General features: G+C 74.5%; 20 protein-coding genes. 12 read left to right on the top strand and 8 right to left on the bottom strand.

All coding sequences use genetic code 11. The annotated features are described in order from the left end of the window. Positions 1–44: 44 nt before the first annotated feature. The 6 genes from ACFCZN_RS00190 to ACFCZN_RS00165 are packed head-to-tail and all read right to left on the bottom strand — an operon-like array spanning position 45 to position 4,119. On the bottom strand, positions 45–509 hold the full coding sequence (locus ACFCZN_RS00190; RefSeq protein ID WP_430555425.1) for a nitroreductase family deazaflavin-dependent oxidoreductase: 465 nt from the start codon (positions 507–509) through the stop codon (positions 45–47). 5 nt (positions 510–514) lie between these two features. After that, complete coding sequence (locus ACFCZN_RS00185; protein WP_429763216.1) at positions 515–925, bottom strand: VOC family protein; 411 nt, start codon at positions 923–925, stop codon at positions 515–517. Positions 926–939: 14 nt separating this feature from the next. Further along, positions 940–1,386, bottom strand: a complete 447-nt coding sequence (locus ACFCZN_RS00180; protein WP_430555424.1) for a helix-turn-helix transcriptional regulator — start codon at positions 1,384–1,386, stop codon at positions 940–942. A 52-nt stretch (positions 1,387–1,438) separates the two neighbouring features. Beyond that, entirely contained in the window at positions 1,439–2,011 is a 573-nt protein-coding gene (locus tag ACFCZN_RS00175) for a GNAT family N-acetyltransferase (protein ID WP_430555423.1), read from the bottom strand. 51 nt (positions 2,012–2,062) lie between these two features. Next, positions 2,063–3,676, bottom strand: coding sequence for a multicopper oxidase family protein (locus ACFCZN_RS00170; RefSeq protein ID WP_430555422.1), 1,614 nt, complete (start codon positions 3,674–3,676; stop codon positions 2,063–2,065). Further along, complete coding sequence (locus ACFCZN_RS00165) at positions 3,673–4,119, bottom strand: hypothetical protein (RefSeq protein ID WP_430555421.1); 447 nt, start codon at positions 4,117–4,119, stop codon at positions 3,673–3,675. Before ACFCZN_RS00165 ends, ACFCZN_RS00170 begins: the two co-directional genes overlap by 4 nt. 148 nt (positions 4,120–4,267) lie before the next feature. Between ACFCZN_RS00165 and ACFCZN_RS00160 the strand changes: the two genes are divergently transcribed. The 3 genes from ACFCZN_RS00160 (at position 4,268) to ACFCZN_RS00150 (ending at position 6,839) form a co-directional block, all read left to right on the top strand. Beyond that, positions 4,268–5,434 (top strand): sensor histidine kinase, encoded by a 1,167-nt coding sequence (locus ACFCZN_RS00160; RefSeq protein ID WP_430555420.1) that lies wholly within the window; start codon positions 4,268–4,270, stop codon positions 5,432–5,434. Between the two features lie 104 nt (positions 5,435–5,538). After that, a complete protein-coding gene (locus ACFCZN_RS00155; protein ID WP_430555419.1) occupies positions 5,539–6,195 on the top strand; it encodes a response regulator in 657 nt (218 codons plus the stop codon). Positions 6,196–6,257: 62 nt separating this feature from the next. Continuing rightward, a complete protein-coding gene (locus ACFCZN_RS00150; protein WP_429763038.1) occupies positions 6,258–6,839 on the top strand; it encodes a dihydrofolate reductase family protein in 582 nt (193 codons plus the stop codon). A gap of 7 nt (positions 6,840–6,846) precedes the next feature. Here the strand turns inward: ACFCZN_RS00150 and ACFCZN_RS00145 are convergent, their stop codons facing one another. Next, positions 6,847–7,503, bottom strand: a complete 657-nt coding sequence (locus tag ACFCZN_RS00145; protein WP_429763037.1) for a DNA-binding response regulator — start codon at positions 7,501–7,503, stop codon at positions 6,847–6,849. 96 nt (positions 7,504–7,599) lie between these two features. On the opposite strand from ACFCZN_RS00145, the gene ACFCZN_RS00140 reads away from it, so the two are divergent. The 6 genes from ACFCZN_RS00140 (at position 7,600) to ACFCZN_RS00115 (ending at position 12,702) form a co-directional block, all read left to right on the top strand. Continuing rightward, positions 7,600–8,538 (top strand): oxidoreductase, encoded by a 939-nt coding sequence (locus tag ACFCZN_RS00140; RefSeq protein ID WP_430555418.1) that lies wholly within the window; start codon positions 7,600–7,602, stop codon positions 8,536–8,538. 63 nt (positions 8,539–8,601) lie between these two features. Then, complete coding sequence (locus tag ACFCZN_RS00135) at positions 8,602–8,976, top strand: ArsR/SmtB family transcription factor (RefSeq protein ID WP_429763029.1); 375 nt, start codon at positions 8,602–8,604, stop codon at positions 8,974–8,976. Continuing rightward, positions 8,973–9,890: a cation diffusion facilitator family transporter gene (locus ACFCZN_RS00130; protein ID WP_429763028.1), complete on the top strand. Its 918-nt coding sequence runs from the start codon at positions 8,973–8,975 to the stop codon at positions 9,888–9,890. The genes ACFCZN_RS00135 and ACFCZN_RS00130 overlap by 4 nt, the downstream gene beginning before the upstream one ends. Before the next feature lie 72 nt (positions 9,891–9,962). Next, positions 9,963–10,697: a VIT family protein gene (locus tag ACFCZN_RS00125; protein WP_430555417.1), complete on the top strand. Its 735-nt coding sequence runs from the start codon at positions 9,963–9,965 to the stop codon at positions 10,695–10,697. A gap of 60 nt (positions 10,698–10,757) precedes the next feature. Continuing rightward, positions 10,758–12,374, top strand: a complete 1,617-nt coding sequence (locus ACFCZN_RS00120) for an alpha-amylase family glycosyl hydrolase (RefSeq protein WP_430555416.1) — start codon at positions 10,758–10,760, stop codon at positions 12,372–12,374. 37 nt (positions 12,375–12,411) lie between these two features. Further along, a complete protein-coding gene (locus ACFCZN_RS00115; RefSeq protein WP_430555415.1) occupies positions 12,412–12,702 on the top strand; it encodes a DUF1905 domain-containing protein in 291 nt (96 codons plus the stop codon). An 86-nt stretch (positions 12,703–12,788) separates the two neighbouring features. On the opposite strand, the gene ACFCZN_RS00110 is transcribed toward ACFCZN_RS00115, so the two are convergent. Beyond that, positions 12,789–13,760 carry an alpha/beta hydrolase gene (locus ACFCZN_RS00110; RefSeq protein WP_430555414.1) on the bottom strand — a complete coding sequence of 324 codons (972 nt, stop codon included), beginning with the start codon at positions 13,758–13,760 and terminating at the stop codon, positions 12,789–12,791. A 75-nt stretch (positions 13,761–13,835) separates the two neighbouring features. On the opposite strand from ACFCZN_RS00110, the gene ACFCZN_RS00105 reads away from it, so the two are divergent. The 3 genes from ACFCZN_RS00105 (at position 13,836) to ACFCZN_RS00095 (ending at position 19,592) form a co-directional block, all read left to right on the top strand. Then, entirely contained in the window at positions 13,836–15,380 is a 1,545-nt protein-coding gene (locus ACFCZN_RS00105; protein ID WP_429763023.1) for an alpha-N-arabinofuranosidase, read from the top strand. Between the two features lie 55 nt (positions 15,381–15,435). Beyond that, positions 15,436–16,713 (top strand): MFS transporter, encoded by a 1,278-nt coding sequence (locus ACFCZN_RS00100; RefSeq protein WP_430555413.1) that lies wholly within the window; start codon positions 15,436–15,438, stop codon positions 16,711–16,713. Between the two features lie 260 nt (positions 16,714–16,973). Then, positions 16,974–19,592 carry a polysaccharide lyase family protein gene (locus ACFCZN_RS00095; protein ID WP_430555412.1) on the top strand — a complete coding sequence of 873 codons (2,619 nt, stop codon included), beginning with the start codon at positions 16,974–16,976 and terminating at the stop codon, positions 19,590–19,592. Positions 19,593–19,715 lie beyond the last annotated feature (123 nt).

Raw genomic sequence — 19,715 nt, 5'->3', positions numbered from 1 at the left:
CGGCCGTCGTCCGGGTGAGGCGCGGGATCCCGGGGACGCACACCTCAGGCGCCGGCCGGGACGAGGCGGACGACCGGGTACTGGCGGTCGCTCTTGCTCTGGTGCTTGTCGATGGTCGGCGCGGCCGCGGCGATCGCCGGCCACACCTGGGCCCGCTCGGCGTCGTCGAGGACGTGCGCCGTCACCGGCGTGGTGCCGGTGCCGTGCAGCTCGACCGCGACCTGCTCCGGGTGCGCGACGAGGTTCGCGAACCAGCCGGGGTGGCGCGTGCCGCCCCCCGACGCGACCACGAGCCGGCCGCCCGCGCCGTCGTCGAACCAGGCCAGCGGGTTCTCCCGCGCCTCGCCCGTGCGGCGGCCGACGGTGTGCAGGACCAGCAGGTCCATGCCCATCATCTGCCCGCCCTTGCGGCGGATCTTCTTGGCGGTGCTCGCGTTGGCCTGCCGCTGGACCCACAGGGAGAACGGTCCGGGGGTGCCCTTCGGGCGCTTCGTCGTCTGCTGGGTCACGACGCTCACCCGACCTGGTCGATGCGGACCATGTTGCCCGCAGGGTCGCGGAACGCGCAGTCGCGCACGCCCCACGGCTGCTCGGTGGGCTCGGAGACCACCTCGGCGTCGGCGGCCTGGAGCTTGGCGAAGACGCCGTCGAGGTCCTTGGTGCCCAGGATGATCGACTGGTAGCTGCCCTTGGCCATGAGCTCGCGGATGGTGCGCTGCTCGTCCTCGGTGATGCCGGGGTCGGCGGCGGGCGGGTTGAGCACGAGGCGGGTCTCAGGCTGGGCCGGCGAGACGAACGTCAGCCAGCGCATCTCGCCCTGCCCGACGTCCTGGACCAGCTCGAAGCCGAGCAGGTCGCGGTAGAAGCCCAGGGAGGCCTCCGGGTCGGTGTGCGGAAGGAAGGTCGTGTGGATGGTGATGTCGATGTCGCTCATGGAATTCACGCTAGGTGGAGGTCCACGGCCGGCGCTTCTCGATTCCTGACCGGTCGGGTCGCCTGCTTCGTGACGCACGACGGCAGCTCCCCCGCCGCCGCGGACCGGGCCCGCCGCGCGTACTCGCTGGGCGCCATCCCCACCAGCTCCGTGAACCGCGTGCTGAACGTGCCGAGCGACGACGACCCCACCTCGAAGCACACCTCGGTGACGCTCAGGTCGCCCCGGCGCAGCAGCGTCATCGCCCGCTCGATGCGCCGCGTCATGAGGTAGCTGTACGGCGACTCCCCGAACGCGGCCTTGAACTGCCGGCTCAGGTGCCCCGCCGACATGTGCACGCCGCGGGCCAGGGCCTCCACGTCCAGCGGCTGCGCGAACTCCCGGTCCATCCGGTCGCGCACGCGCCGCAGCAGCGCGAGGTCACGCAGCCGGTCGGCGTCGGTGCTGGTCACGGTGCGATGCTTCCACGACCCACCCCCGCCCGCCCGACGTCCGCCGCGGGCGTCAGCCCGCCACCCGGGCGTGCACGTGCATGTCGTGCCACCCGTCGAGGTGCCGCACGGACTGCCGCAGCACGCCCTCGGCCTCGAAGCCCGCCTTCTCGGCCACACGGCACGACGGCGCGTTGTCCGTGGAGTGCACCAGCTCGAGGCGGTGGAAGCCGGCGGCGAACGCCCACGCGGCGGCGACGTCGAGCGCGGCCGGCGCGACCCCCCGACCCCGCGCCGCCGGGGCCGTCCAGTACGCGACGACGCCCACGCCGTGCGGGTCGAACGTCTTGACGACCATGCGCCCGAGCACGACGACGTCCTCCGCGGCGTCCGCCACCGCCCAGCTCGACTCGCGCCCGTCCGCCCAGCCCGCGCGCCAGCCGGCGATCACCTCGCGCGCCTCGTCGTCCGACTCCAGGACGCGCACGTGCCACCGCTGGATCACCTCGTCGGCGTACACCTCGCGCACCGCCGGGGCGTCCTCCGGGCGCCAGGGGCGCAGGCGCGCGCCCGCAGCGGGCACGTCGAGCACCGGCTGCTCGGGGTCGGTGAAGGGCGCGAACGTCACGGGCAGCAGGGTGGGCACCCGGCGATCCTGGCAGCCCGCCGCCCCGCGTGCCAGCACCCTTCCCACAGGTCAGCCGTGATGCCCGGCCGTGGATCGGCGCGGGCCGTACCCGCCCACCACGGGACCCGAGGCGTCGTGGCCGGCGTCGTGCCCGACGTCGCGCCGCGACAGCGCCTCCGACGGCCCCGGCCGCGCGTCGGACCCCGGCTCGACGACGAGGAGCTGGCCCATCATCCCCTCGTCCTCGTGCAGCAGCATGTGGCAGTGGTACATGTACGGCAGCACGTCGTCCGTGTAGTCCTCGAACCGCATCAGCAGCCGGTAGGTGCGGCGCGGCTCCAGGTAGACGGTGTCCTTCGGGCCGGCGAGCCCGGGCGGCGGGGCCTCCCCGTCGATCGTGAGGACCCGGAACTGCACGTCGTGCACGTGGAAGCTGTGCGGCATCGGGATGGTGTTGCGCACCTCCCACACCTCGGTGCTGCCGACGGTCGCGACCTCGTCGACGCGGCCGGCGTCCATGCGCTCGCCGTTGATCGTGCGCTCGTCGAGGTCGAACGTGCGGGTGACGGTCGCGTGCTCCTCGTGCAGCGCGTCCTCGGCCGCGTGCCGCGAGCGCCCCCACGACGGCTCCGGCGACGTCGCGAGCTCGTCCGCCGCGCGCAGCTCCAGCACGTCGAAGGCGTCGTTGCCGCCCACCGCGAACGGCGCCGCGACGCCGCCCAGGTCCGCCTCGGACGAGTGCAGCCGCGTCGTCTCGCCCGGCTGCATCGCGACCACCACCTCGGCCCGCTCCCCCGGCGCGAGGCGCACGTGGTCCAGACGCACGGGCGCGTCCAGCAGCCCGCCGTCCGTGGCGACGAGGTCCATCCCCCGGTCGGCGAAGCCCAGGGCGTACGTGCGCGCCGTCGACCCGTTGAGCAGCCGCAGCCGCACCCGCTCGGTCGTGACGCGCTGGTACGCGCCGGCGACCCCGTTCGTCACGACCGTGCTGCCGAGCGTGCCCGGCTCGCCGCCGTCGTCCTTCAGGACGAGCCGTCCGTCGTCGCCGATCACCTTGTCCTGCACGACCACCGGGACGTCGTCGACGCCGTACTCCCGCGGCAGGTCGGCGGCGCGCGACGCGTCGTCGTCGAGCAGGAAGAGCCCCGCGAGGCCGCGGTAGACGTGCTTCTCGGTCTCGCCGTGCGGGTGCGGGTGGTACCAGAGCGTCGCGGCGGGCTGGTCGATCGTCCACGTCGGCCGCCACGTGGCGCCCGGCTCGACCGCCTGGTGCGGGCCGCCGTCCATCGCCGCAGGCAGGTGCATCCCGTGCCAGTGCACGCTGGTGGTCTCCGGGAGGTCGTTGGTCACCTCGACGGCGACCTGCTCGCCCCGCTCCGCCCGCAGCGTGGGTCCGAGGTACGGGCCGTCGTAGCCCCACGTCGGGGTCCGGGTGCCGGGCAGCAGCTCGGTCGTGCCCTCCTGCGCGGTGAGGCGGAAGGTGCGCACGCCGCCCACCACCTCGGACTCCGCGAGCGGCGGGATCGGCAGCGGGCGGGCGAACTCCGGCTCGTCCACCGACGTCACCGAACCGGGGATCGCGCCGCACCCGGCGGCCAGGAGCGCGACGACGGCGGCGAGCGACGTCGCGCGCAGCACCGCGCGGCGCGTCGGACGTCGCGCCGGTGTCGGGCGCATCGTCATCGGGCGCCGCCCCGGGCCTTCTGGACGCCGAGCGCGACGACGCCGGCGAGCGCGCCCCAGCCGGCGTCCATCGCGAGCGCCGGGACCGCCGTCCACGCGGCCGCGCCCTCGCCACCCGGGCCCACGCCGCCGATCAGCGTCGAGACGAGCAGGATGACGACGCCGGACGCGAGGCCGGTCATCGTCAGGGTGAGCACCGGCCGGGGCACGCGGCCGAACCCGACGACGCCGATCCACACGACGGCGGTGAGGGCGACGATGCCGAGCGCGCGCGGCGCGCCCGTGCCACCGATGCCGGTGAGCCCGGTGAGCGGCCAGAGCAGCGCCATCGACGCGAGCCCGGCGACGAGCGGCCAGGAGATGCCGGCGCGCGTCGGCGTGGTCGTCGGGGACGGCGCCCACGGCTGTGGACGGGGCTGGGGAGAAGGCTGGTTCGAGGTCATGCCTCGACCCTTCCCGCCAGGGCAGGGGCGACACATCGGCCCGCGAGCGTCTCCTGTTGTCGCCCCGGAGCGACAGCGACCCTGACCGACCCGGAGCATCCCTCCGCCTGTTCGGCACCCTCCGGGGGTGGCGCCTAGCCTGGCGGGCATGACCACGTCCGCGACGACGCCGCCGAGCCCGTGGGTGGCCGACGTCGTCCTGGCGCTCGCGTCGACGCTCGTCGTCGCGGTCGTCATCGCGGCCGACCCGTCGGGCCAGGGCGACGCCGGCGCGGCGGCCTACCTGTTCGCGGCGGGGTTCGGCGCGCTGGTGCTGCTGCGCCGCGTCGCCCCGCGCACGATGCTCGTGCTCACGTTCCTCGGCGTCTGCGCCTACTACGCCCTCGGCTTCGCGCCCATCGGCATGGTGCTGCCCGCCGTCGCCGCGCTGTTCGCGGCGGCGGAGCGGGGGCGCGCCGGGTGGGCGGCGGGCACCGGCGGCGTGCTCGTCGCGGTCGCCACCTGGTTCCGCGTCACCGGCGACGACGTCGACCCGAGCGCCGCGCTCACGGCCTACGACCTGGTCACCAACGTCGCGCTGACGGCGGCGGCGGTCGCGCTCGGCGTCGCCGTCCGGCTGGCGCGGGAGGCCCGCGAGCGCGCCGCCCTGGTCCGCGAGCTCACGGCCGAGCAGGCGGCGCACGCCGCGCAGGAGCGGCTGCAGGCCGAGCGGCTGCGGATCGCCCGCGACCTGCACGACACCGTCGGCCACCACCTGTCGGTCGTCGCGCTGCACGCCGGCGTCGCGGACGAGGCGGTCGGGCGGGACGACGACGCGGCGCGCGACGCGCTCGCCCGCGTCCGGGAGGCGGCGTCGGGCACCCTCGACGAGCTGCGGGCCACGGTGAAGGTGCTGCGCGAGCGCGCGCCCGACGCCGCGCCTCGCGGGGCCCTCGGCCTGGCGGGCCTCGACGGCCTCGTCGCGCCGCTGCGGGCGACCGGCGTCGACGTCGAGGTGGTCGACGCCGTCGCGCCCGGCGCGCTCAGCGACGCGATCGACGCCGCCGCCTACCGCATCGCCCAGGAGGCACTGACCAACGTGCTGCGGCACGCGGACGCCCGGCACGTGCGGGTCGAGGCGGACGTCGACGACGGGCGGCTGCGCCTCAGCGTGACCGACGACGGCCGCGGGTCGGCGGCCGGCGCCGGGCCGGGTACCGGGGTCGCGGGGATGCGCGAGCGCGCGGGCCTGCTGGGCGGCACGCTCATCGCGGGCGACGCGCCCGGCGGCGGGTTCGCCGTCGTCGCGGACCTCCCGGCGACGCTCCCCCGCTGAGGCAGGCCCGGTGGACGCGGCAGTTCGTCCTCGGCGCGGCAGCTCGAACTGCCGCGCCCGGCGCGAACTGCCGACCTGACGGGCCGACCGGCCAGACTGGAGCCATGATCCGGGTGGTGCTGGTCGACGACCAGGAGCTGGTGCGCGCCGGGCTGCGCCCGCTGGCGGAGCTCGACGGCGACATCGCGGTCGTCGGCGAGGCGGCCGGCGGCCGCTCCGGCCTCGCGCGGGTGCGGGAGCTGCGGCCCGACGTCGTGCTGATGGACGTGCGGATGCCCGGCGTGGACGGCATCGAGGCGACGCGGGCGGTCGTCGCGGACCCGGCGCTGCGCGACGTCCGCGTCCTCGTGCTCACCACGTTCGACGAGGACGAGCACGTGGTCGAGGCCATCCGCGCGGGCGCGGCGGGCTACCTGCTCAAGGACGTCTCCCCCGGCGACCTGCGCGGCGCGATCCGCACCGTGGCCGCCGGCGACTCGCTGCTGTCCCCCGCCGTCACGGCCGCGGCGATGCGCGCCGTCGCCGACGCGCCGCGCCGGCTCGACGACGCCGCCGTCGCCGGTCTCACCGAGCGCGAGCGGGAGGTGCTCACCCTGGTGGGGCGCGGCCTCACCAACGACGAGATCGCCCGCGACCTGTACCTGAGTCCCGCCACCGCGCGCACGTACGTGAGCCGGCTGCTCACGCGGCTGGACGCGCGTGACCGCGCCGCGCTCGTCGTGCTCGCCTACGAGACGGGCCTGGTGCGCCCGGGCGCGTAGATCGTCGAAGTCGTACAGTCGTGTTCAAGAACTGAGGCGGCCCGCCGACCGAGGAGCTGACGATGGCCACGACCTACACGTTCGACGTCTTCTCCAGCCTGGACGGTTTCGGTGCCGCACACGGCGACTGGACCGGCTACTGGGGCAAGCAGGGGCCCGAGCTGCTCGAGCACCGGCTCCACCTGTTCGACACCGAGCAGCGGATGGTCCTCGGGGCCACCACGTACCGGGCGTTCATGCAGATGCTCGCCGCGAGTACCGAGGACTCCGACGTGCACGACCCGTGGGTCTCCCGCATGGTCCGCACCCCCGCGACCGTCGTGTCGAGCACCCTGCGCGACCCCCTCGACTGGCCCGGCGGCGCGACCGTCGCCGCCGGCGACGCGGTCGACGTCGTCGGCCGGCTCAAGCAGGAGTCGCCCGTGCCGCTCCGGTCCCACGGCAGCCTGTCGCTGAACCGGGCGCTGATGGCCGCGGGCCTGGTCGACGAGCTGCGCGTGACGCTGTTCCCCGTGATCACCGGGCAGACCGGCGTCGACCCGCTGTTCCGCGGCGCCGCGGACTTCGACCTCGAGCTCGTGGAGACGCGCACGCTCGACGGCCGCACGCAGGAGCTCGTCTACGTGCCGACGCGGCACGGCTGACGACGGCTCAGACCAGGCCCAGCTCCCGCGCCCGCACGCCCGCCTGGAACCTCGAGGTGGCGCCGAGCGCGGCCAGCAGCTCGGCGACGCGGCGGCGGTAGGTGCGCACGCCCATCCCCATGGCGCGGGCGGCGGTCTCGTCCTTGACCCCCTGCCCGAGCAGGTCGAGCACCTGGGGGGCGATCGCGCGGATCTCGGCGATCCGGGCATCGAAGACGTCGAGGTCGACGGCAGACCGCCACACGGCCTCGAACAGGGACGCGACCCCCTCCACCGCCTCGGGCTGCGTGACGATGCCGTAGCTGCGCCGCCCCGCCCGGACGTCGCCGGCGAGGATCGCGAGGCGCCGGTCGAAGAGGATGGTCTCGTTGACCTCGTCGGTCGTGATGCGGATCTGCGCACCGTGCAGCTCCCGCGCTCGCGCGAGCCCACGCGCCGCCACCGGGTCCAGAAGCACGCCCGGCCGGTACACCTTGCGGAGGCGGACGTCGTCGCGCCGGGCCGACGCCGCGTCCTCGACCGGCTGCGGCCCGTGGGTCACCACCCAGGTCCCGAGGTCGTTCGCGGCGCAGGAGATCTCCGTCGCGTGCGCGAAGAGGTGCGCGGTGCGGGCGAGCAGCTCCTCGTCCCCCTGGACGACCGTGACGGCCTCTCCGGTCTGCATGCCTCGATCCTGCACCCGGCGGCAGGGTGCTGCCAGGGTCGGCAACAACCTGCCACTCGCGTGACCCCCGCCCCGACCGCGCCGAGGCTGGACGACATGACGACCTCCCTCACCGCCCCCACCACCCCCGACGCCGCCGCTGCCGGCACCTGGCAGCTCGGCGACCGCACCGTGAACCGCCTCGGCTTCGGCGCCATGCGCCTGATCGGCACCCTCGGCTCCGCGACCGTCCGGCCGCGCGAGGACTCCGTCGCCGTGCTGCGCCGCGCCGTCGAGCTCGGGGTGAACCACATCGACACCGCCGCCTTCTACTTCTTCCCCACCCGCTCGGCGAACGAGCTCATCGGGGCCGCGCTGCAGCCCTACGCCGACGACCTGGTGATCACCACGAAGATCGGCGCGTCCCAGTCCCGCGACGGCGCCTTCGAGCCCTACGCCCGGCCCGACCAGCTGCGGGGCCAGGTCGAGGAGAACATCCGCCAGCTCGGCCTCGACCAGCTCGACGTCGTGAACCTGCGCTGGGGCACGGGCCTCACGACCGAGCCCGGCTCGGTGGCCGAGCACGTCGGCGCGCTCGCCGAGCTCCGCGACGCCGGCCTGGTCCGGAACATCGGCGTCTCCAACGTGCTGCCCGAACAGCTGACCGAGGCGCTGGAGATCGCCCCGATCGTGTGCGTGCAGAACCGGTACGGCCTGACGTACCGCGGCGACGACGCGCTCGTGGACCTGTGCGCCGAGCGCGGCGTCGCGTTCGTGCCCTTCTTCTCCGTCGCCGCGTCCGTGGCCGGCGCCGTCCCCGGCGCCCGGGCCGCGGACGACGCCGGCGCCGCCCAGGTGGCCGACGTCGCGGCGCGGCACGGCGCGACGCCGGCCCAGGTGCGGCTGGCGTGGACGCTGCACCGCGGGCCGCACGTGCTCGCCATCCCGGGCACGGGCGACGTCGCGCACCTGGAGCAGAACGTCGCCGCCGCGGCGCTCCGGCTGACCGACGACGACCTCGCCGTCCTCGACGCGATCGCCCCGGCGACCGCCTGAGCACCCCGCCCGCGCCTGCCGACAGCCTGGCGTGAGTACATGGAGGCATGTACCGTCGCGCCCATGGAGACGGTGACCCTCACGCACACGGCGGCGCTGGCGCGGCTCGGGCACGCGCTGTCGGACGGCACCCGCGCGCGCATCCTGCTCGCGCTGCGCGACGCCCCCGCCTACCCGTCCGACCTGGCCGCCACGCTCGGCGTCTCCAAGCAGGTGATGAGCAACCAGCTCGCGTGCCTGCGCGGCTGCGGCCTGGTCGTGGGCCGCCAGGACGGGCGCCGCACCGAGTACCGGCTGTCCGACCCGCACCTCGCGCACGCGCTCGGCGACATGCTGCGGCTGGCGCTCGTCGTCGACCCGGACTGCTGCGGGCCGGACTGCACGTGCGCGACGCCGGGCACGCCCCACGGACGCGCCGGCTCCGAGGACGCCGCGTGAGCCACGACCACGACCACGCGCACGGCGCCGCCGACCACCGGGGCCGGCTCGCGATCGCGTTCGGCATCACCGCCACGATCCTGGTCGCCCAGGCCGTCGGGGCGCTGCTCACCGGCAGCCTCGCGCTGCTGGTCGACACCGCCCACATGCTCACCGACGCCGGGGGCCTCGCGCTCGCCCTGTTCGCCGCGCACCTGTCGCTGCGGCCGGCGTCGCCGCAGCGTACGTGGGGCTACCGGCGGGCGGAGGTGCTGGCCGCGCTGGCGCAGGCGGCCGTGCTGCTCGTGGTCGGCGTGTACGTGCTGGTGGAGGCGGTGCTGCGGCTCGCCGACCCGCCGGAGATCCCCTCCACGCAGCTCGTCGTCTTCGGCGTCATCGGGCTGGTCGGGAACCTTGCGTCGATGGCCGTCCTCGCGGGCCGCCGCGACGCGAACCTCAACCTGCGAGCCGCCTTCCTCGAGGTCGTCAACGACGCGCTGGGGTCGGTGGGCGTCATCGTCGCCGCGATCGTCATCGCCACCACCGGCTGGCAGCGGGCCGACGCCGTCGCCGCGCTCCTCATCGGGGCGCTCATCCTGCCGCGCGCCGTGAAGCTCCTGCGAGCCGCGGGGTCGGTGCTGCTGGAGTCCACCCCGCCCGGGCTGGACCTCGACGAGGTGCGCGCCCACCTGCTGGAGGTGGACCACGTGCGCGACGTGCACGACGTGCACGCCTCCCTCATCGCCACCGGCCTGCCGATCCTGTCGGCGCACGTCGTCGTCGACTCGGGCTGCTTCACCGACGGGCACGCCGGCCGCATCCTCGACGAGCTGCAGGAGTGCGTGGCCACCCACTTCGACGTCGCGGTCGAGCACTCCACCTTCCAGGTCGAGCCGGACACCCACCCGGAGCACGAGCACCCCACGCACGCCTGAGCCCGCGGTCCGTGCCGTGCCCGGTCGGGCGTCGTGCTGGCGGCACCCACCGAGCGATGCTGTGCTGAGCACATGTCCGAGCGCACCGAGACCGACCCGACCGGCCATCCCGACGAGCCGCACGCCGGCGGCCTCGCCCAGCGGCTGAACTGGTTGCGGGCGGGCGTGCTGGGCGCCAACGACGGCATCGTCTCCGTGGCCGCCGTCGTCGTGGGCGTCGCCGGCGCGACGCCGGAGCGGGCGCCCGTGCTCACGGCCGGGCTCGCGGCCCTCGTGGGCGGCGCGATCTCGATGGCGCTCGGCGAGTACGTGTCGGTGTCCAGCCAGTCGGACAGCGAGAAGGCGCTCATCGCCAAGGAGCAGCACGAGCTCGCGACCATGCCGGACGAGGAGTTCGACGAGCTCGTCGGCCTCTACCGCCGGCAGGGCCTGAGCGAGGGCACGGCACGGCAGGTCGCCACCGAGCTCACGCACCACGACGCCCTCGGCGCCCACCTGTCCGCCGAGCTCAACATCGACCCCGACGACGTCGTCAGCCCGTGGCACGCCGCGTGGGCGTCGCTGCTCGCGTTCCTGTGCGGCGGCGTGCTCCCGATGCTGGCCGTGCTGCTCGTCCCCGAGCCGTGGAAGGTCGCCGGCACGTTCGTCGTCGTGCTCGCCGCCCTCGGCGCGGCCGGCTCGATCGCCGCCTGGATCGGCGGGTCGTCTCGCAACCGGTCCGTCGCTCGCGTCGTCGTCGGCGGCGCGCTGGCCCTCGGCGTCACCTTCGCCCTCGGGTCGCTGCTCGGCACGACCGGCGTCGTCTGACCCCGCCTGCTGTCCCGTCCGACCCGATCTCGATCCAGATCCCGATCCACAGGAGCCTCGGTGCCGACCCACTCCCCCACGTCCCCGCACGCTGCCGTCGACCTCGCCCCGCGCCTCGGGCGTACCGTCCTGTACCAGCTGTACCCGCAGAGCTTCGCCGACGGGAACGGCGACGGGATCGGCGACCTCGCCGGCATCACGGCGCGTCTCGACTACCTGCGCTGGCTCGGCGTGGGCGCGGTGTGGCTCGACCCGTGCTTCGTGTCCCCGTTCGCCGACGCCGGGTACGACGTCGCGGACTTCATGACGATCGCGCCGCGGTACGGCACCAACGACGACCTGGCGGAGCTCACCGAGGAGGCGGGCAGGCGCGGCATCGCCGTGCTGCTCGATCTCGTGGCCGGGCACACGTCCGACCAGCACCCCTGGTTCGCCGCGTCCGCGGACGACCCCGACGACGACCGGTACGTGTGGAGCGACGTCCCCGTCGACGGATTCGAGCCCGGCCCGGGCCGGCGCGGCGGGTTCTACCTGCCGAACTTCTTCCCGGTGCAGCCGGCGCTGAACTTCGGGTTCGCGCGGCCCGACCCCGCCCAGCCGTGGCGCAGCCCGGTCGACGCCGCGGGTCCGCAGGCGAACCGGGCCGCGTTGCGCGAGATCATGGCGCACTGGTTCGACCTCGGCGTCGCCGGGTTCCGCGTCGACATGGCGGCGTCGCTCGTCAAGGACGACCCTGGGCTGGTCGAGACCGGCCGCCTGTGGCGCGAGAACCGCGCCTGGCTCGACGCCACCTATCCCGGCCGCGTGCTGATCAGCGAGTGGGGCGACCCGCGCGTCTCCGTGCCGTCCGGCTTCCACGCCGACTTCTTCCTCCAGTTCGGGGGCGACGACGACGGCCTGCCGCTGCGCTCGCTGTGGAACAACGGCGCAGGGACGGTGCAGCCGTCGTGGGGCGACGTGCCCAGCTGGGCCGACGCCGAGGCACGCGGCGACGCGGGCACCTTCGTCCGCGCCTGGGAGGAGGCGACGGGCGCCATCGCGGCGGCCGGGCGCGGCGGGCTCACCGGCCTGCCGACGTCGAACCACGACTTCACGCGGCTCGTCGCGGGGGCGCGCGACGCCGAGCAGGCGCGGGCGGCCCTCGTCCTGACCCTCACCTGGCCCTCCATGCCGTCGATCTACTACGGCGACGAGATCGGCATGCGGTTCGTCCCCGAGACCCCCACTCTCGAGGGCTCCCGGCTCAACCCCACCTACGACCGTGCGGGCTCGCGCACCCCGATGCAGTGGGGCGACGTGCCGCCCGGCCGGCTCGGGCCGGACGTGGCGGAGTCGCGCTACCTCCCGCAGGACCCGGACCGGGACCGCCCCACCGTGGCCGCCCAGCTCGACGACGAGGGCTCGCTGCTGCACCTGGTACGCCGCCTGGCGCACCTGCGCACCTCGGACCCGCGGCTCGACGCCACCGCCGATGTCGACGTGCTGGCCACCGGCTACCCGTTCGCGTACCTGCGCGGCGGCACGCTCGCCGTCGTGCTCAACCCGGGCCGCGCGTCCGTGTCGATCACCGTGCCCGGGGCGGCCGGTGCCCGCGAGGTCGAGGCGCGCGGCCTGAGCAGGGACGGCGACGTCGTGCACCTCGACGGGCACGGGTTCGCCGTCCTCGACCTCGCGTGAGCACGACCGTGTCAGCGTCTCGCGGCAGCCTGGGCGCATGGAGCTCGAGGTGCGCGGCGAGGTGTTCCAGTGGCGCGGTCCCGCGCCGTACTACTACGTGGCCGTTCCCGACGCCGAGGCGGAGCGGATCGCCGCGGTCGCGGCGCTGGTCACGTACGGCTGGGGCGTCATCCCCGTGACCGGCCGCCTCGGCGGCACCACTTTCACCACCTCCCTGTTCCCCAGGGACGGCGGCTATCTCGTGCCGCTCAAGGACGCCGTGCGCCGGCCCGAGGGCGTGGACGACGGCGACGAGGTGGTCGTGCACCTCACCCTGGACGGGGTGTGACCCCGGCACGAGGCAGCACCGATCTCGCCGAGGTAGTACCGATCTCGCCGAGGTAGTACCCGTCCCGGCGAGGTAGTACCTCGCGGCTACCGCGTGAGGCCGTCGACGAACGCGACGGCGGCGCCGGAGATCTGCGCGCGGGCGTCGTCGTGCGAGATCGTCGGGGTGCCGTCGCCGGGCTGCGGGCCGTAGTCGCCGAAGTACGCGTGCCCGGCGCCCTCGACGACGGTGAACGCGGCGTCGGCGGGCAGGTCGGCGCGCGACGCGTCGATCTTCGCCGGCGTCGCGAGACCGTCCTCGCTGCCGGAGACGGACGCGACGGCGGCGGTCAGCGTGCCGCTCATGTCGCCCGCCGGGTAGGAGGCGAACAGCAGCAGCCCGGCCGCGGGTGCCTCGGCGTCGTCGTCCGCGGTTTCCGCCGCCATGGCCGCGACGGTGCCGCCGAGCGAGTGGCCGCCCACCACCCATCGGTCCGCGTCCACCGCCGCGCGGGCGTCGTCGAACGCACCGGTGGCGAGGAACGCGATCCCGAGCGGCTGCTTCGCGACGACGACGGTGTGCCCCGCCTCGGCGAGCGGACGCAGCACCGCCGCGTACGCGCGGGCGTCGACCCTCGCCCCGGGCTGGAAGAACACGGCCGTCCCGTCGCCCCCGCCGGCCGGGGTCAGCACGTACCGGGTGGCGCCCTCGGTCACCGTCACCGCGTCGTCCGAGCGCATGGCGGCGAGCGCCGGCTCGACGGCGACGAACGGCCGCAGCCAGGCGAGCAGCACGACCCACACCGCGCCGAGGAGGAGCAGCGCGACCCGCCCTACCCGCCGCCACCCCGGCCGCGCGGGACGACGGCGCAGCGTCCGCACCCCGGCGACGACCGCCCCCACCAGCGTCAGCGCCAGCAGCACCGCGTACGCCGGGTGGCCGTGCACCACCGCACCCCACGCCGTCGCGCACGCCCACGCGACGACGAGGACGGCGGCGGCCGCGACGACGAGCGTGGCGACACGCAGCCAGGTGGGGGCGAGGGCCGGTACGGGGGCGGGATCCGGGGTGTTCGGCACATGAGGAGTCTGGCATCCGCGCGGGGCTCCGCGGGTATCGTCTGACCGCCACCTGCAACGTTGGAGGATTCCCCCGTGACCGACCTGTCCACGAGCACGCCCGACCTCGCCCTCGACGCCGTCGTCGACCTCGACGTCCCCGGCCCCACGATCAGCCGCCACCTGTACGGGCACTTCGCCGAGCACCTCGGCCGGTGCATCTACGAGGGCTTCTGGGTGGGCGAGGACTCCGACATCCCGAACGTCGGCGGCATCCGCACCGACGTCGTCGAGGCGCTGCGGGAGCTGGCGATCCCCAACCTGCGCTGGCCGGGCGGCTGCTTCGCCGACACGTACCACTGGCGCGACGGCGTGGGCCCGGCGGCCGACCGTCCCCGGATCGTCAACACGCACTGGGGCGACGTCGTGGAGGACAACTCCTTCGGCACGCACGAGTTCATGGCGCTGTGCGACCTGCTCGGCACCGCCCCGTACATCTCGGGGAACGTCGGCTCCGGCACGGTGCAGGAGACCGCGGACTGGGTCGAGTACCTGACCCGCGGCGACGACTCGCCCATGGCCCGTCTGCGCCGCGAGCACGGCCGCGACGAGCCGTGGGGCGTGTCGTTCTTCGGCATCGGCAACGAGCCGTGGGGCTGCGGCGGCAACCTGCGCGCGGACCAGTTCGCCTCGCTGGCGCGGCAGCACGCGACGTACGCGCGCGACCACGGCGGCAACCGCCTGGTGCGGGTCGCGGCGGGCGCGTCGGACGACGACTACGCGTGGACCGAGACGCTCATGCAGCAGGTCGCGAAGCTCGGCGACGCGGAGCCGCGCGACCTGTGGCAGATGGTGTCGTTCCACTTCTACACGTTCGCCGGGACGTGGGGGGACAAGGGCGCCGCCACCGAGTTCACGCGCGACGAGTACTGGGCCACGATGCGCAAGGCGCTCGACGTGCGCCGCATCATCGCCGGGCACTCGGCCGTGATGGACGCGTACGACCCCGAGGCCAGGCTCGGTCTGGCGCTCGACGAGTGGGGCACGTGGTGGAACGTCGAGAAGGACACCAACCCCGGCTTCCTGTACCAGCAGAACGCGATGCGCGACGCCCTCGTCGCGTCGGTGCACTTCGACGCCTTCCACGACCACGCCCGCCGGCTGCGCCTCGCGAACATCGCACAGACGGTGAACGTGCTGCAGTCGATGCTGCTCACCGACGGCGCGAAGATGATCAAGACGCCGACGTTCCACGCCTTCGCGATGAGCGCGGGCCACCACGACGCCGCGAGCCTGCCGGTGCGCGAGCGGTCGCCGCGGGCCACGCACGACGTCGACGGCACGGCCGTGGGGACGGTCTCGGCGTCGGCGTCGACGAAGGACGGTGCGGTGCTGGTGTCGCTGACCAACCTCGACCCCGACGCCGGCGCCACGGTGCGGATCGACCTGCGCGGTCACGCGGTGAGCGACCCCGTCGCCACGGTGCTGGCGGCGGACGACCCGGCCGCGCACAACACCTTCGACGCGCCCGACGCCGTCGCGCCGCGCCCGCTCGACGGCGTGCGTCTCGAGGGCGGTGTCCTCACCGCGGAGCTGCCGCCCGCGGCGTTCGCGACGGTGCGTCTCACCGTGAACGCATAGCCACCATACGAGACAGATGGTCCCACTGAACGGACATTTGGTGTAGACCTGGGGCATGACCAGCCCTGACGTCGAGGACCCCGCCGTCGCCGACCCCGAGCAGCGGTACTGGCGGCGGAACCTCGCCGTCGGCACGGTCGGGTCGTTCACCACGCTCGTCGCGATGACGCTGCTGGTGCCGTTCCTGCCGGAGTACGTGCGGCAGCTCGGCGTGGACGACCCGGCCGCGGTCGTGCGCTGGTCGGGCGTCGCGTACGGGGCCACGTTCCTCACGGCGGCGCTCACCGCGCCGCTGTGGGGAGCGCTCGGCGACCGGTTCGGCCGCAAGTCCATGCTGGTTCGCGCCAGCCTGGGCATGGCGGTCGCGATGACGCTGCTCGGGTTCGTGCAGAGCGTCGAGCAGCTCGTCGCGGTGCGGCTGCTGGTGGGCCTGCTCGGCGGCTACTCCTCCGGGGCCACCATCCTCGTGGCCGCGCAGACGCCGAAGGACCGCAGCGCGTGGGCCCTCGGGGTGCTGTCGTCGGGCATCCTGGCGGGCAACGTCGTCGGGCCGCTGGTCGGCGGCTTCGTGCCCGCCTGGGTGGGCATCCGGACGACGTTCGTCGTGTGCGGGGCCGTGATCTTCGTGGCGTTCCTCGCCACGACGTTCCTGCTCCGCGAGCCGCCGGCCGGGCCGCGTCCGCCCCGGGCCGCCACCCGCCGTCACGGCGTGTGGTCGCAGGTGCAGCGCCCGGGCGCCGTCGTCGCGCTGCTGGCGACGTCGAGCCTGCTGCTGTTCTCGACGATGTCGATCGAGCCGATCGTCACCGTCTACGTCGAGGACCTGGGCCAGCTCTCGCACGCCGCCGGCGTCGCGGGGATCCTCGTCGCGCTGACCGCCGTGGGCAGCGTCGTCGCGGCGCCGCGGGTGGGCCGGCTCGCGGACCGGGTCGGGCACACGCCCGTGGTCGTCGCCTGCCTCGCGGCGGCGGGCGTGCTCGCCCTGGCGCAGGCGCTCGTGACGAACGTCTGGCAGCTCGGCGTGCTGCGCGTGCTGCTGGGCCTGAGCCTCGGCGGCCTGCTGCCGTCGATCACCGCGGCCGTGCGCCACCTCGCCCCGCCGGACGCCGTCGGCCGGGTGCTGGGGCTCGGCGTCTCCGCGCAGTACGTGGGGCAGGTCGCCGGCCCCGTGCTCGGCGGCCTGGTCGCCGCGCAGGCCGGCCTGCGCGCCGTCTTCGTCGCCACGGCCGTCGTGCTGCTCTCCGCGGCCGCGCTCAACCTCGTGATCCTCCGTCGCGGCGGAGCGCGAAACCCGTCGACCGCGACGCCGGAGGCCGTGACACTCGGGTCATGACGATCACGCGCCTCGACCCCGCGGGCCTGCACGTGACTCCGGGCTACCACCACGTCACGATCGTGGAGGCAGGGGATCACCCCTCGCCCCCGCGTTCACCAGCGCCAGCACGCTGCTCGGGGTGGCCCAGCTGGGATTCCCCGGGCAGCTCGTCGAGGTGGACCTGACAGCCGCCCTCCCGCCGGCGACCTGAGCTCGACACTCCAGTCGTCTAATGAATCCTTCCAATCGACGATTGAATCGTGCTAATTTCCCGTGGCATGACCACATCGGCCGCAATGACGCGGCGCACGTTCGGGAAGCTGGCCGGGATCACCGCAACAGCGCTGCTGCCGTGGGCGCAAGCCCCACGCGCCGCCGCCTCGGGACCGCCTGAGGTCGTCGAGACGGACACGCACGTCGTCGTGGACAACGGCATCGTCCGCCTCACCGTCGACAAGTCGAATGGTCGGACCACCTCGCTCGTCTACGACGGCGTGAACCTGGTCGGCCGCGGGAACTACGACATGAACACCGTCCGCGAGGGCGGGAGTCTTCCGCTCCCGCCGGCGGACAACCACCTCACCGTCCGGGTCGAGCAGGACTTCGTCGACGTCGCGTACCACCACAGCCCGTCCGGCGACATGCCGTGCTGGCTGGTGCGGCACCACGTCGTGCGCTCCGGCGAGGCCGGCATCCACCTCGCGTACAGCTACGACCACCCCGCGGAGCTGCACGGCTTCCGCACCGACCAGCACCGGTACGTCTTCTACACGGCGGGCGGCGTCTTCACGCACGCCTCGGTGGAGGACGACGCCGACGCCGTCCGGTGGCGCGAGGCCGCGGCACGCATGCCCACAGGCGGCGAGATCTCGCGCGCCGAGATGGTGATGGACGCGACCTACGACCTCGAGGGCACCGGCTCCGCCTACCCCCGCCGCTACTACACGAAGTACGACTGGGCCGTGTCCATGAAGGACCACAGCCTGCACGGGCTGTACGGCAGCGGCTACGGCATGTGGGCCGCCCTGCCGAACCTCGAGGGGTTCAGCGGCGGCCCCGTGCGCCAGGACCTGATCCTGCACCAGACCGGCGACACCCCCGTGCTGCTCGTGGAGCCGCAGGCCACCCACTACGGCGCGCCGCCGGTGCGCGTCGCGGCCGGGCAGGCGTGGCAGAAGACGTACGGGCCATACTTCGTCTACCTCAACAAGGGCGACGACCCGCGCGCCCTGCGCCGCGACGCCGCCCGCCAGGCGCGCTTCGAGGCGCACGCCGAGTTCTACGACCGGCTCGCGATCGAGGGCTGGACGCCCACCGCGAAGCGCTCCCGCGTGCGCGGCACGGTGCGGGTCCCCGGCACGCCGAACCTGGAGGGCGCCGTCGTCGTGCTGTCGGACAACGGGACGCCCATGCAGGACTCCGTGCTCGGCCACAACTACTGGGCCGACCTCGGTCGGGGAGGGCAGTTCACGCTCGACCATGTGCGCCCCGGCACCTACCGCCTCACCGTCTACGGCGGCGGCCTCTGGGGCGAGTACGTGATCGACGACGTCGAGGTGGGCGCCGGCCAGGAGGTCACGCTGGGCCGCATGCTGTGGGAGCCCACGAGCCACGGGCGCACGGTGTTCCAGCTCGGCACCCCCACCCGCGACTCCCGGGAGTTCCGGCACGGCCGGGAGTTCCGGCGCTACGGCCTGTTCGAGTCGTTCCACGACGACTTCCCCGACGGCGTCACGTACACGGTCGGCACGAGCACGGCGAAGGACTGGAACTACATCCAGTACCAGCGGTCGTACCCGGTGCAGGCGCCGGAGGGCACGGTGCTCCCCGAGGATGCCGACGGCGTCCGGCTGTTCGACTTCGGCACCGCGTCCAGCCCCGTCGCCGCCGGGTACCAGCGGGTCGCGCAGAACACGCTGTACTCCGCCGGGGCGGGCTTCGGCCTCGACCGGGCGGTCGACTCCCGCGACCGCGGGTCGGACGGGGACCTGCAGCGCGACTTCGTCGTCGGGTCCGGCTACACCTTCGCGGTGGACCTGCCCGACGGCGAGTACGAGGTCACCGTGCTCTCCGGCGACGACATCGCGGCCAACAAGACCCAGGTCTCGTTCGGCGGCGGCGAGCCGGTGGCCCTCGACTCCGGCCGGGGCGAGTACGCCGTGCACACCGCGACGGTGACCGTCACCGGGGGGCGGCTCGACCTCCTCGCCGGCGGCGACGGCCGCCTCAACGCCGTCGAGATCCTCGCGGCGGACGCCGCCCTCCCCGTGCTCGGGGGCCTCGAGGTCGACGGCGCGGACCTGGTGCCCGGCTTCAGCACGTTCCGCTCCGACTTCGCCGTCGACCTGCCCTGGGACCAGGAGTCCGTCGTCGTCCGGGCCGCGGGCCGGGGCGGCGCGCAGGTCACGATCGGGGGCGACGTCGTGCCGGAGGAGGGGCTCGCCGTGGCCCTGCACGCGCAGCGCACCGTCCTCGAGCTCGTGGTGAGCGACGGCGACGGCGGGGCGACGACGTACCGGTTGCACGTCACCCGGCAGGAGAGCCCGTGGCGCATCCTGTTCGACCTCGACCGCGCGCCGGCGGCGGGCGCGCAGGCCACCCTGACGATCGCGCTGGCGGCGTGGGCCATGGGCTCCGCGCTGCCGGTGCCGCCGGAGAACAGCAACCTCACGATCACGGTCAACGGGGAGCCGTTCGTCTGGACCTTCGGGCCCGAGGACGCGAAGGGGGCCACCTACCGCAGCGCGCGCGGCGGGCGGAACTACACCCGCGAGATCGCCTTCGACGCGGGCCTGCTGAAGCCGGCCGGCAACGAGATCACGCTGCAGATCAACGCCGGCGCCGAGCACCTGTGGAACGAGGCGGCCTACGACGCCGTCCGGCTCGAGATCGGCTGAGCCGACATCGGTCCTCCGGTGCGAGATCGGTCGTCAGGGGGCGAAGAATCTCACAAAAGAGGGACAACGGCAGGGCCCCACCGTCACCGTCCAAGGACGCCGCGGGGAACCACATCAGGCCGC

The sequence above is a fragment of the Isoptericola sp. NPDC056134 genome, assembly GCF_042264825.1.
GTDB lineage: Bacteria > Actinomycetota > Actinomycetes > Actinomycetales > Cellulomonadaceae > Isoptericola > Isoptericola nanjingensis.
Note: the sequence above shows the minus strand (reverse complement) of the source record. Positions and strands in the feature narration are given on the sequence as shown.